Here is a 12,765-nt window from a genome sequence, read left to right as displayed (position 1 = left end):
GAAAGGCCGAGCACCTTGACGCCGCGCTTGTCGAATTCCGGCTTCAGACCGGCCATATAGCCGAGCTCGGTGGTGCAGACCGGGGTGAAATCTTTCGGATGCGAGAACAGGATGACCCAGTTATCGCCCGCATAATCATAGAAGTTGATCTTGCCGTCCGTGGAATCCTGCGTGAAATCAGGCGCTATATCGCCAAGCCGGATGGTCATGGCCTTCTCCTCCTGGTTTGATCTTTTGAATCCGTCCGCCTCCCTCCCGGGGAATGCGCGAGCGACGGCACTATAAGCGCAAGCGGGGCCGGGCGAAACCGCCACGACCCCGCTTTTAACCTTAAACCCGATACCGGATCAGGGCAGTTCCATACCCCGGCTCAGGGCCGGACGCGCCATCATGGCGTCGAACCAGCGCTTCACGTTCGGGAACTGGGCCAGATCCACTTCCTGCCACTCATGCCGGAAGACCCAGGGCAGGGTCGCGAAGTCGGCGATGGAAACCTCGTCATTGGCGAGATAGTCCCGGCCTTCGAGGCGGCTGTTCAGCACGCCATAGAGACGCAGGCATTCCTTGCCGTACCGCTCGATGCCATAGGGCACCTTCTCCTTGGCGGCGCGCTTGAAATGGTGCACCTGACCGAAGATCGGGCCGATACCACCCATCTGGAACATCAGCCACTGGATGACCTCATAGCGTTTCGCCATATCGGTCGGCATGAACTTGCCGGTTTTCTCCGCCAGATACATCAGGATCGCGCCGGATTCGATGACCGTGTAGGGCTTTCCGTCCGGGCCGTCCGGATCGATGATCGCCGGGATCTTCGAGTTCGGGTTGATGGCGATGAATTCAGGCGTGAACTGGTCGTCCTCACCGATATTGATCGGATGCAGGTTGTACGGAATCCCGCACTCTTCCAGCATGATCGTGATCTTGCGTCCGTTCGACGTTTTCCACGTGTAGCAATCTATCGGTGCCGTCATGGCTTCCCCCTTTTGAATTCTTGAACTGTCATACAAGAAAAGACGGGTACGTTTCCGCAACCGTCTTTTCAGAACGAGACTTATTCGGCCGCCGCGAGTTTGCCCTCGTTGGCCACCGCCCAGATTTTCTCCGGCGTTGCCGGCATGTCGATATTGGTGACGCCGAGCGCATCGCAGACCGCGCTGATCGCGGCCGGCGGGGCACCGATGGCACCGGCCTCGCCGGAGCCCTTGATGCCGAGCGGGTTGGTCGTGCACCAGACATTGTGGGTCTCGAAATCGACCCACGGCACATGATCCGCGCGCGGCAGGGTGTAATCCATGTAGGAGCCGGTCACGAGCTGGCCGCTCTCGTCGTCATAGATCGTGTGCTCGTAAAGCGCCTGGCCGAGACCCTGACCGACGCCGCCATGCACCTGGCCCGCCAGAAGGTTCGGGTTGATGACCGAACCAAAATCGTCGACCACGCTGTATCTCTGGATCTCGACGATGCCGGTATCCGGGTCGATCTCCAGCTCGCAGACATGGCAGCCGTTCGGGAAGGTCGCCGCTTCCGGCGTGCGCTTGTGAACAGTGTCGAGACCAGCTTCTTCCTCGCTCTTCGCCTCGCGATGAACATCGAAGATCGACATGGTCTTGTCCGTCCCGGCGACGGTGAAGGTGCCGTCGGCAAACTCGATATCCTCGATCGCGGATTCCATCACCCGGGCCGCGACCTTCTTGCCCTTCTCGACAATCTCCCGGCCGCCCAGCAGCACGGCGACACCGCCCACCGGCAGAGCGCGGGAGCCACCGGTCATGCCCGGAGGCGTGCGGTCCGTGTCGCCCTGGATGATCCGGATATCCTCGCCCTCGACCCCGAGCACGTCGCCCAGCACCTGGGCATAGGCAGTCTCGTGCCCCTGCCCGTTCGACTGGTTGCCGATATAGATCTCGATCTTGTTGTCCTCGGTGAAGCGGATATCCGCCGTCTCCGGATTGCCGCCGCCACATTTCTCGACGTAATAGCCAAGACCAATGCCGCGCAGCTTGCCCGCCTTCACGGACTCCGCCTTGCGGGCGGCGAAACCGTTCCAGTCCGCCTTCGCCATGCATTTCTCCATGACGGTCTGAAACTCGCCGGTGTCATAGACATTGCCGAGCGTCGTGCTGTAGGGCATCTGCTCCGGCGTGATGAAGTTGCGACGCCGGATCTCATCCCGGCCAAGGCCGGTTTCCGCCGCGCAATTGTCGATCACCCGCTCGATCAGATAGGCCGCTTCCGGCCGGCCCGCGCCGCGATAAGCGTCCACCGGCGTGGTGTTGGTCAGGACGCCCTTCACATTCACATAGATCACCGGAATGTCGTACACGCCGGAGAGCATATGCGTGCCCGCCTCGGTCGGGATGAAGGGGCCGAAATTCGAGAGATAGCCGCCGAGATTGGCGAAGGTCTCGACCTTCATGCCGATGATCTTGCCGTTCTCGTCGAGCGCGGCATCGACATAGCTGACATTGTCCCGGCCCTGGGTGTCGCTCATGAAGGCTTCGGAGCGTTCCGGGGTGTATTTCACCGCCCTCTTGAGACGGCGTGAGGCCCAGGCGAGCAGGCACTGTTCGGGATAGAGGAAAATCTTCATGCCGAAGCCGCCACCGACATCGGTGGTGATGCAGCGCAGCTTGTCCTTGTCGATCTTCAGCACTGCCTCCGCCAGATGCGGATGGATGAAGGACGGGCCCTGGGTCGAGCTGTAGAGCGTCGTGCGGTCTGTCTCCGCGTCATAGAGGCCGATGGCGCCGCGCGGCTCCATCGAGTTCACGATGATGCGGTTATTCACGACCTTGGTGCGGACGACCTGCTTGGCCCGGGTGAAGGCGGCCTCGGCCATCTCAAGGTCGCCCTTGTGCCAATCGAAGCAGACATTGTGCGGGATGTGGTCATAGAGCTGTGCAGCCCCCGGCCTGGTCGCGCCCTCGGTATCGGTGGCGGCCTCCAGCGGCTCGTACTCGATATCGACCAGCTCCGACGCGTCCCGTGCCTGGTCCAGCGTCTCCGCGATGATCATGGCAACCGGCGTGCCGACATGGCGCACCCGGTCGCCTTCGAGAATCGGACGCGGGGTATCGGCCCGCGCGCTGCCATCCTTGTTCGGCGCCGGCGCGAGGCAAGGCAGATCGCCCAGCCCGTCTTCCTTCACGTGTTTGTTGGTCAGCACGGCGATAACACCGGGGGCCGCTTCCGCGTCCGCCGTGTCGATCCCCTTGATCCGCGCATGGGCATAGGGAGACCGCAGGATAAAGGCCCGGGCCGTGCCGTCGGGCGTAACGTCATCCGTATAAGTGCCCTGGCCGGTCAGCAACCGCTGATCCTCAACGCGTTTGATCGCCTGGCCAATGCCGAATTTTACCATGAAGTCCCTCCTGGTCGGGCCACTACGGACGCAGCGGCCGAAATCTCTTGCGCGGATGTTAGGGTTTTAGAAGTCTGGCACTCAAGCAACAAATGGGTTAGCAAACTTTACTCTTCATACACCCTTCACAGAGTTAGGGGCTCTTCGCCCGTGAACCAACCCTTGTCGCAAAAAACGGCAGAGATCCCGCCTTTCGCGATCTTCCTGCTGGCCATGCTCGCCTTGCTCTGGGGCCTCAACTGGCCGGTGATGAAACTGTCTCTCGCCGAATATCCGCCCTTTGTGTTCCGGGCCATCGCCGGAATTTCGGCCGGGCTGGGCCTGTTTGCGATGGCGAAAGCCAATGGACAGACGCTCCGCGTTCCGCGCGCCGAGTGGAAGGGGCTGCTCATAGTTTCCCTACTCAATATGTCTGTTTGGAACATTGCGGTGCTCTACGGCATTGACCTTATGGAATCCGGCCGGGCCGCAATTCTCGCATACACCATGCCGCTCTGGGCAACCTTGACCGGCGCATGGTTGGTCAAGGAGCCCTTGCGCGCCCGGTCGGTTCTAGCACTGGGCCTGGGCCTTGTCGGCATGGGCCTGCTGTTCTTCGGTGACGACCGCGCCGTGTCGGGCGATCCGCTCGGCCCGGCGCTGGTCGTCATTGCAGCGATGAGCTGGGGCGCCGGAACGGCCGCGGTGAAATATTTCCGCTTTTCCATGTCGGTCACCGTGCTGACCGGATGGCAACAGATGCTCGGCGCGCTGCCGGTCGCCCTGATTGCTGTTTTCTGGGACTACCAGCACATGCCCGACAGCGTCAGCCTGATCCCGACGCTCGGCCTCGTCTACAACATGACGATTACCGGCATCTTCTGTTACTGGGCCTATTTCAGCGTGGTGAACATGCTGCCGGTCGTTGTCTCCACCGTCGGCACGCTGATGGTTCCGGTTGTCGGCGTGATCACGGATGCCATGATCTTCGGCACCGTTCCGGGGCTGGTCGATTATGCCGCCCTCACCGCCGTGGTTTCCGCTGTCTTCCTGGTGATGACCCGCCGGGCGAAATAACCTCAGATAAGGGCGTAGTGCAGGATGCTGAGGATCGGCACCAGCACGGCCCAGACCACGAACACATAAGCGAGATTCGGGCCGATCGCGACGCGGGTCGGCGGCACATCGAACATCGATCCGGCCGTGACCACGGACAGGGAAGCGATGGAAATCATGGCGCCGAGCCCCCATCCCGCGAGCATGGCTTCATAGAGGGCCAGCGGCAGAACCCCGTGATCGAGGCTGGTCAGCGCGGCGAGAAAGATCGTCCCGGTGATGATCGGATGAATGCCGACAATGGCCGGAATGAGCTGAATACCGATCATCAGGGCCAGCAGGACAGGCGCCGGTAATCCGCCTTCAAGCAGCGGGGCGACATGGACAATAATCGCATCCGCCTCCCCGGCGACGGTGCCGACCACAATGGCAACGGCGACAAGCGCAAGATCGTCCCCGAGATCCTTCATTCCCTCCGCCGTTTTCTCCAGCACCGGCCGTAACGCGTCCGGTCTGCGGAAAAACTGCAACATGCAGAGCAACGGCATCACCACCAGGATGGAGCCAAGTGTCGAAAGCGGCGTGAAGGTCCCGACCAGAATGACCGCTCCGGCGGCGATCCCCAGCCTCGACGCGATCGGCCGGAGGCAGGCAAGCGCGGCACCGACGGCCCGGAAGCTGAACGGCCGGGCAAACATGGCAAGCCCGATAGCGATGGCGATGCAGACGCAGATGAAGCCGAACGGAATGATCTCCCAGAGCTCGACCATCGGCAGATAGGTGCCGGCTACGGCAAATCCGACAAAGAAGGGCGACCAGAGCACCGCGATGCTCATGCCCCGCATCGACGCGCAGGCAGCCGAACGGCGGCGTTCGTCGCTTGCATCGGCGGGCACCACGGCGGAAACCAGAGCGAAAGAGCCCGTATTCAGAACCGAGCCGAACACCGTCGCGCCAATGGTGATACCGACATCCGCCGCGCTGTCGGGAAGTGCCGCCAGTCTGTCCTGGCTCTTCCGCACGGACGGCATCAGCCGGGCGACTTCCCGTGTCATCTTCAGTGTCGGCAGCAGCCCGGCGAAAATCAGCGTGCGCTCAAGGCCCCGCCAGACATCCGCCGGAGCGGCAATGGTGAAGATCAATACAAGCGTCACGACCGTGCCAATGGCGACGAGAACCTTCGTCTCCAGCCGCGCCTGCGGCAACGTGCCGAGCACGAAAAGCAACAGACCACCGGCAACGATATGATCGAGCATCGGAACGGAAAGGAAGAGCCCGGCAACGGAACCGGCCCATACGGACGTCAAAAGCAGGACGCGCCAGTCCAGAAAAGACTGCGGAAGAATGGGATTTCTCCAAGGCGGGGGACAGAGCAGTCAGGATAAGCCAGAGTCTGCGCCGCACCGCAACATTTGGCAATCCTTATGGAAATAACTCCGGGCCGCCCGAACGATCTTCCGCCAACGGTGGCAACGTGTTATCGGTATTAGATCGAATTTGGCACAAAATTATGTCGGGCGGACTTCAATGAGCGACACTTCAAATACCAACACCGGGGGTCAGGCGGCCGGACAGCAGCCGAACATCGTGATCGCCCCGGAATGCCAGGATATTTTCGTCGACGGTGTCATCGGCGCCATGGTGCGGGACGGTGTTGTTCGGATCAATCTGGTGAACACCCGCTTCAATATCGACGGCTCACAGGTCGAGCATGCCGTGGTTTCCCGCATGATCATGTCCCGCTCGGGCGTGCGCAACCTGCATGCCGCCCTGGAACAGCTCATGGGCCGCCTCACCCGCTCGGCCGACGGCCGCCGCGAGGACGATCCCGCCGAGGACGAGAGCTGATCCCATCAGCCTAGATAGTTGCGTGCTGCAGAACCGTCAGGTTTGAATGACGAATCATGACGGCCAGATTGTGCAGGACCAGAACCAGCACCGAGGGGTATTCCGACAGCATATTTCGGAAATCGCTCGGTGCCATTGCCGCAACGATGCAATTGTCCGTTGCCAGAACCTCGGCGGACCGGGGGCCGCCATCCAGTGCTGAAAGCTCGCCGAAATAAGCTCCGGCTCCCAACTGATCAAGCTTCAGCGCATCGCCGATAATCGTGTGGTTCTGGACGTCGGCGGAACCTTCCAGCATGAAATAGACGTCGTGGTCGGCTTCCTGGTCGGAGATAATAAGTTGCCCGGCCGCGAACCGGCGTTTACGGCAGACCGAGGCGATCGCCGCGCGCTCTTCTTCCCCGAGGTCCAGAAACAGCCCGATCCGGCCAATCTCGTCCGCACTGACGGGCCCACCGTCCATATCCAGATTATCCGCACTCATCGCCTGCCCCAATCAGCCTTATGTACAGGCTTCCATATAACATGCGCCTGCGGCCCAGAGATAACTATTCAGGGCAAGGTCAGAGATGCCCCCGGGCCCTCAGTTCCCGCACCGCGAAGGCAATGGCGCGCGCATCACCGAGCCCCGTATGGGCGTCCGGCATCGCCGTATGGCCAAGATGCTGAGGCAGGGTTGAACTCACGGTTTGGTTCTCCGGTAGCCCCAACGCTTCGGCAAGCCGGGGGCGCATATTGGCGAACAAGCCATTCGCGAAAGGCCATTTCATACCGGCCCATTCCACATTGAGAACGAGATCGCACCAGTCGTTTCCATTGGACACAACGAGACCGGCATCGCCGATAAAACCGGCAAAACGGCTCACAGCCTCATCGAGCGGCATGCCATCGCGGCCGAGATCCTCATTGGTGATCCCCGTCAGGTCGATGAAATAGTCGGAAAGGACAGGATTTTTCTCCGGCTTCACCAACACTTCGAAACTCGCCAGCTCTGCCATCGGCATGCTGGCGTCGAGCTTTACCGCCCCGATCTGGACGATCTCCATGAATTCGCCTGGACCGCTCCAGTTCCGGGCGAGAGAGCCTTCCCAGGCTGTGATCTCCAGATCGAAAACAACCACCGCTCCCCGGGAGGGGAAATCACGGAACGGGCTTGCGGCGGAACTCTCGCTGACGCGATCTGCGCGTCCCGGCATGGCCGCTCTCCCCGCACTGGTTGATTTGAAGGCTGGTAAAAATCCTCGCGCAGACGCTACAGTCTGCCCCTCACCCTGCCAAGCGAAAGACTGATGACCAAAGATCTCGTCCATATCGGCTGTGGCGCCGGCTTCGCCGGTGACCGGAAGGATGCCGGCGGTCCCGTGGTTGATACACTCGCCACCCGTGACGGCCCGAAATACCTTATTTTCGAGACACTTGCGGAACGCACACTGGCGCTCGCCCAGAAGCAGAAGCAACGCGATCCGGAGCGTGGATACTCACCGTTTCTCGAAGCCTATGTGCGACCTGTTCTGAAGCGCTGTCTCGATAACAACATTCGCATCGTCTCCAATTTCGGTGCAGCAAACCCGGCGGGCGGTGCAAGGCGCATTCTGGAAATTGCCAGGGAAATCGGGTGCCGCACCCCGCGTATCGCTGTCGTTTCCGGCGACGATCTGCTGACGGTGATGGACGAGAAAGAGATCCGCGCGCACAAGACCATCGAAGGCTTGCCCATCGGTGACGGCATTGTTGCCGCCAACACCTATATCGGTGCCCGCCCGATTGCCGAGGCACTGGCCGGCGGCGCCGATATCGTAGTGGTCGGGCGAACCACGGACCCGGCTCTGGTGCTCGGCCCGCTGATCCATGAATTCGGCTGGACGGAAGAGGACTGGGATGCGCTCGCGGCGGGAACGCTGGCCGGGCATCTGCTGGAATGCGGCGCCCAGGTCACCGGCGCCTATTTCGCCGACCCCGGCTTCAAGGACGTGCCCGACCTTGCTCATGTCGGCTTTCCCATCGCCACCATCTCCCGCGAGGGCGCGATCCGGATCGGCAAGGCAGACAATACCGGCGGCTGCGTGACGCCGGCGACCGTCAAGGAACAGATCCTCTATGAGATGCACGATCCCTCCGCCTATCTGACGGCGGACGTGGTGCTCGACATCACCGGCGTGTCCGTCCAGCAAGCGACCGAAAACGTTGTTGCTGTCTCCGGCGCGCGCGGTAAGGCCCGGCCGGATACGCTGAAAACCACGATCAGCTTCGATGGCGGCTGGCTTGGCGAGGCCGAGATCAGTTACGCGGGGCCTAATGCCCTTGCCCGTGCCGAACTCGCAAAGGAGGTCCTGAGCGAACGGGCCCGCGAGCGCGGCAGCAACGCCGAGTACCGGTTCGACATCATTGGCACCTCCAGCACGTTCGATGGCGGCACGGCGCCTTATCCCGGCGCGGGACGGCATGCTCCGAACGGCGATTATCGCGTCCGGGCCGCTGTCTCCTGCCATTCCCGGGAGGTTGCCGAGGATCTCGCCGACGAGGTGTTGAGCCTCTATTGCTCCGGCCCGGCCGGCGGCGGCGGCTTCCGGCGCAACATCACGGCACAGATCCACACGGCCTCGATCCTGGTCGACAGAAACAAACTGTCTCCCAGCGTTCAGTATCTCGGAGCAGAAGCATGAGTGTGGTTCTCGACACGGTCCGCCTGCGCCTGCACGACATCGCGCACGGCCGCAGCGGCGACAAGGGAAACCGCTCCAACATCAGCGTCATTCCCTATGCGGACACCGCCTATGACCTGCTGCTGGAACAGGTTACCGAAGAGCGGGTTCTGAAGCTGTTTGGCCATAAGGGCGCAAGCGCAGTCATACGCTACGAGCTGCCCAACCTCCCGGCGCTGAATTTCGTCATCGACGATGCGCTGGAAGGCGGTGTCAACAGCACGCTCAATCTGGACCTGCACGGCAAGACATTGTCGTTCATGCTGCTGGATCTTCCGGTTGAAGTCCCTCTCGAACGGGTTGAGGAATTCACCAAGGGCCGGATGCAGAATCAGTAAGAAGTGCTGCGCTTGGCCCTGGCTTCTGCTTCAAGGGCCTCTCTCTGTGCTTCGAAGATGGCTTCACGCATCTTCGCCGGCAGCGCCTTCAATCGCTCGGCGGCATCTGCCGACGAAAGCCTTGAGACATCCTCTTCCGGCATGGATTTGGCGTCGATTTCGAGCTGTGCCTGAAATTTCTTCAGCACCACATCAACGGCGGCCAGGGCCTTCCGGCACATTTCAATCTCGTGCTGGATCTTTTCATAGCGCTCTTCGACATTAAGCCGCTTTAGCTTCAGATAATCCCCTTGATCCGGGATTATTTTTTCGAGAGCCGGAAGCAGGCTCTTTTCAAAGGTATTCTCAGCCAGGCGGCGATTCTCGCTCTTGATGCCCAGCAAATCGAAACCGAGCGGTTTTGAGAGACGCCAGACACCGAGGCGGATGACATCGATCACATACTGGCTGTCATATTTTGCGCAAAGCTGGTCCAGCGACTCGCGCGCCTTTCCGGGATTCGCATAGCAATTGAAGAATCCCGAGGCGAGAGCATCAAGCTTCGTTTCATGCTTGGTGACGAACCGTTTTTCCGCCTCCAGGAAGCTCTCGGATTTTTGCTCTTCCTTCAGGGTCTTGCCCACCTTCGACTGCAGGTGCCGCGCATCCTCCACAAGCTCCACCAGATTACGGAAGCGCTTTACCGCATCCGGCTCGGACATAACCTGATCGAAATCCGCCCGCAGGGCTTCAAGTGCCCCTGAATTATTGCCGGAATCATCCATTTGATAAGTCGCCAATATTCTCTGTGTTCACAGCCAAGCCTATTATAGAGGGGTTAAGAAATACTGGATCGCGTGTATATTTGCGTGCGAGGTAATTACAGTCCAGCCACGAATTAACGAGATCAAAAGCATGTTGCGACGCGAAGATGACCGGTTGCTCACCGGCCACGGCTGTTATGTGGACGATTTGTTCCCGGAGGGTGCCGCGCATGCAGTCGTGGTGCGCTCGGCCATGGCACATGCCCGGCTTCTCTCCGTTGCGGTGGACGACGCAAAGGCAGTACCCGGCGTTTTGAGCGTTCTGACCGGCGATGATCTGATCCGTGAAGGCGTCGGGCCGATGCGGTCCCGCATGCCGATGATTGGGCATGACGGCAAGCCGATGATCGAGCCGGAACGGCCGGCGCTGGCGCAAGGTGTTGCAAAATACGCGGGTCAGCCGGTTGCCTTCATCGTCGCAGAAACAGTATCCGCCGCCCTCGAAGCGGCCGAACTGGTCGATATCGATTATGAGGATCTGGAGCCGGTCACCGATCTCGCCCATGCCGTCTCCGATGGCGCGCCCCAGCTCTGGGACGAGGCACCGCGCAATGTCAGCCTGGACTGGCGGATCGGCAATGGCAGCGATGTCGATGCAGCGATTGCTGCGGCCGACCATGTGGTGGAGCTGACCGTCAACCATCCCCGTGCCGTGGTCGCACCAGTAGAGCCGCGCGGCTGCGTTGGCGCATTCGACAGTGAAACCGGGAAATACACACTCCACACGCCGAGTCAGGGCGTCGTCATGCTGCGCGCAGCCATGTCCGAGGCGCTTGGCGTCGACGAGACGGACATGCGGGTCATCACCAACGATGTCGGCGGCAGCTTCGCCGTGAAGATCTGGCCCTACCCGGAACAGATCCTTTGCCTGCTCGCCGCCCGTCTGACCGGACGTCCGGTGAAATGGATCGCGGACCGCACCGAAAGCTTCGTAGCCGATGCGCCGGGCCGTGGCCGCCTCGACCGGGCGACTCTTGCGCTGACCAAAGACGGTATGATTACCGCCTTCCGGATCGATGCGCTGGCCGATATGGGCGCGTTCCTCAATGCCGTGAACCCGTCCATCGTCACCAAAGGGGCCGTCCGGGTCTTCACCAGTTGCTACAAGATCACCGCCGCCGAGTACCGGGTGCAGGCCGTGTTCACCAATGCCACACCAACGGACGCCTATCGCGGCGCCGGAAAGCCCGAGAGCGCGGGCACGCTGGAACGGCTGATCGACTATGCCTGCGACAAGCTTGGCTTCGACCGGGCCGAAATTCGCGCCAAAAACCTGATGCAGCCGTCAGACCTGCCGTTTCATACCCCGATGGGCGAGGATTATGACGGCGGTGACTATCCGGAAATCTTCAAGAAAGCCCTCGCCAAGGCAGACTATCAGAACTACGCGGAGCGCCGCACAGCGAGCGAGGCTGCCGGCAAGAAGCGCGGCATCGGCTTCGGCATCCACGTGCACGCAACCGGCGGCTCCACCGCCGAGCGCAGCAAGGTGGAGCTGACCGACGATGGCAAGGTTCGGGTCCGCACCGGCACCCAGGATTCCGGCCAAGGCCACCAGACCACGCTGGCGCAGGTCGCCGCCGAAACTCTCGGCATCGATCCGTCGCAGGTGATCGTCGAGCAGGGTGACAGTGCGGAGCTTCAGGTCGGCGGCGGCACCGGCGGGTCCTGCCTGATGCCGATCGCGGCCAACACCGTACATCGCGCGGCCATCGAGATGGTCGAGAACGGCAAGAAACTGGCCGGGCACATCATGGAAACCGCGGCTCAGGACATCGAATATGACGCCGGGTCCTTCAAGGTGGCCGGCACAGACAAGGCAATCTCCTTCCCCGAGCTGATGGCCCGCATGGGCGATATTCCGCCGGAGACGCTGGAGCCGGGCCTGCGCGGCGGCTGCGTCGGCGAAATGGATTTCGAAGGCAAGCACACCACCTTCCCGAACGGCGCCTATGTGGTCGAGGTCGAGGTCGATCCGGAAACCGGCCGTGTCGCCGTCGACCGTTTCGTCGGTGTCGATGATCTCGGGCGGATCGTGAACGAGCCCCTGGCCTTCGGACAGGTGACCGGCGGTATCGCCCAGGCCATCGGCGAAGTCTTGATGGAAGGCAGTGTCTATGATCCGGACTCGGGACAGCTACTGACCGGCTCTCTCATGGATTACGCCTTCCCGCGCGCCGACGACGTACCGTTCATCGATCATGCCTGGGCGGCCACACCGTCTCCGAACAGCCTGCTCGGTGTGAAAGGTGTGGGCGAGGTGCCGTCCATCGGCGGGCCGGGTCCGATCATGAACGCTGTGATCGATGCGATTGCGGGATACGGCGTCAAACACATCGATATTCCGATGACACCACAGAAAGTCTGGACGGCGATCCACACCGGAGGCTGATCCGCAACAAGCTGTCGGATGCTGGCACAAGACCGGCACCGGCGAAGGGAGAAAACATGACGGCATCCAGTTCCATGACCGGCGGCACGGCACTCGTCCGCGCCCTGACGGAAAACGGCATCGATACGGTGTTCGGCCTTCCGGGCATCCAGCTCGACGGATTGTTCAACGCCTTCTACGACGCCCGGAACAGCTTGCGCGTGATCAATGCCCGGCATGAGCAGGGCACCGCCTACATGGCCTTCGGCTATGCCCAGTCGACCGGCAAGGTCGGCGCCTATGC

The 12,765-nt window shown here is 61.4% G+C and carries 13 protein-coding genes; 6 read left to right on the top strand and 7 right to left on the bottom strand.

The window, feature by feature from the left end; genetic code table 11:
* The 3 genes from AAC126_RS18990 to AAC126_RS18980 form a co-directional block, all read right to left on the bottom strand.
* Positions 1-209, bottom strand: a 209-nt coding sequence (locus AAC126_RS18990) for a redoxin domain-containing protein (RefSeq protein ID WP_339856294.1), incomplete at its 3' end; no start/stop codon positions are given.
* A 138-nt stretch (positions 210-347) separates the two neighbouring features.
* Positions 348-974: a glutathione S-transferase family protein gene (locus AAC126_RS18985; protein ID WP_339856291.1), complete on the bottom strand. Its 627-nt coding sequence runs from the start codon at positions 972-974 to the stop codon at positions 348-350.
* An 80-nt stretch (positions 975-1,054) separates the two neighbouring features.
* Complete coding sequence (locus AAC126_RS18980) at positions 1,055-3,364, bottom strand: xanthine dehydrogenase family protein molybdopterin-binding subunit (protein ID WP_339856288.1); 2,310 nt, start codon at positions 3,362-3,364, stop codon at positions 1,055-1,057.
* Between the two features lie 162 nt (positions 3,365-3,526).
* Here AAC126_RS18980 and AAC126_RS18975 point away from each other — a divergent pair, with 162 nt between their 5' ends.
* Entirely contained in the window at positions 3,527-4,420 is an 894-nt protein-coding gene (locus AAC126_RS18975; RefSeq protein WP_339856285.1) for a DMT family transporter, read from the top strand.
* Positions 4,421-4,422: 2 nt separating this feature from the next.
* On the opposite strand, the gene AAC126_RS18970 is transcribed toward AAC126_RS18975, so the two are convergent.
* Positions 4,423-5,706 (bottom strand): hypothetical protein, encoded by a 1,284-nt coding sequence (locus AAC126_RS18970; RefSeq protein ID WP_339856283.1) that lies wholly within the window; start codon positions 5,704-5,706, stop codon positions 4,423-4,425.
* Positions 5,707-5,926: 220 nt separating this feature from the next.
* Between AAC126_RS18970 and AAC126_RS18965 the strand changes: the two genes are divergently transcribed.
* Positions 5,927-6,247, top strand: a complete 321-nt coding sequence (locus tag AAC126_RS18965; protein ID WP_339856281.1) for a hypothetical protein — start codon at positions 5,927-5,929, stop codon at positions 6,245-6,247.
* Between the two features lie 10 nt (positions 6,248-6,257).
* Here AAC126_RS18965 and AAC126_RS18960 read toward each other — a convergent pair whose 3' ends face one another.
* Together AAC126_RS18960 and AAC126_RS18955 are read right to left on the bottom strand one after the other, a co-directional pair.
* A complete protein-coding gene (locus AAC126_RS18960; protein ID WP_339856279.1) occupies positions 6,258-6,731 on the bottom strand; it encodes a cyclic nucleotide-binding domain-containing protein in 474 nt (157 codons plus the stop codon).
* A gap of 79 nt (positions 6,732-6,810) precedes the next feature.
* The gene (locus AAC126_RS18955; protein WP_339856276.1) at positions 6,811-7,443 is read right to left on the bottom strand and encodes a 3'-5' exonuclease; all 633 of its coding nucleotides are present in this window, start codon (positions 7,441-7,443) and stop codon (positions 6,811-6,813) included.
* A gap of 93 nt (positions 7,444-7,536) precedes the next feature.
* Here AAC126_RS18955 and AAC126_RS18950 point away from each other — a divergent pair, with 93 nt between their 5' ends.
* Both AAC126_RS18950 and AAC126_RS18945 read left to right on the top strand, forming a co-directional pair.
* Positions 7,537-8,910: an acyclic terpene utilization AtuA family protein gene (locus AAC126_RS18950; RefSeq protein ID WP_339856273.1), complete on the top strand. Its 1,374-nt coding sequence runs from the start codon at positions 7,537-7,539 to the stop codon at positions 8,908-8,910.
* On the top strand, positions 8,907-9,287 hold the full coding sequence (locus tag AAC126_RS18945; protein WP_339856271.1) for a hypothetical protein: 381 nt from the start codon (positions 8,907-8,909) through the stop codon (positions 9,285-9,287). The genes AAC126_RS18950 and AAC126_RS18945 overlap by 4 nt, the downstream gene beginning before the upstream one ends.
* Here the strand turns inward: AAC126_RS18945 and AAC126_RS18940 are convergent.
* Complete coding sequence (locus AAC126_RS18940) at positions 9,281-10,051, bottom strand: hypothetical protein (protein WP_339856268.1); 771 nt, start codon at positions 10,049-10,051, stop codon at positions 9,281-9,283. The genes AAC126_RS18945 and AAC126_RS18940 overlap by 7 nt on opposite strands.
* A gap of 130 nt (positions 10,052-10,181) precedes the next feature.
* Here AAC126_RS18940 and AAC126_RS18935 point away from each other — a divergent pair, with 130 nt between their 5' ends.
* Complete coding sequence (locus AAC126_RS18935; RefSeq protein ID WP_339856265.1) at positions 10,182-12,482, top strand: xanthine dehydrogenase family protein molybdopterin-binding subunit; 2,301 nt, start codon at positions 10,182-10,184, stop codon at positions 12,480-12,482.
* 56 nt (positions 12,483-12,538) lie between these two features.
* A partial coding sequence (locus AAC126_RS18930) for a thiamine pyrophosphate-binding protein (RefSeq protein ID WP_339856263.1) occupies positions 12,539-12,765 on the top strand: 227 nt, incomplete at its 3' end.

The organism is uncultured Nisaea sp. (assembly GCF_963974195.1).
Lineage (GTDB): Bacteria > Pseudomonadota > Alphaproteobacteria > Thalassobaculales > Thalassobaculaceae > Nisaea.
This window is presented reverse-complemented; position numbering and strand designations above follow the sequence as displayed.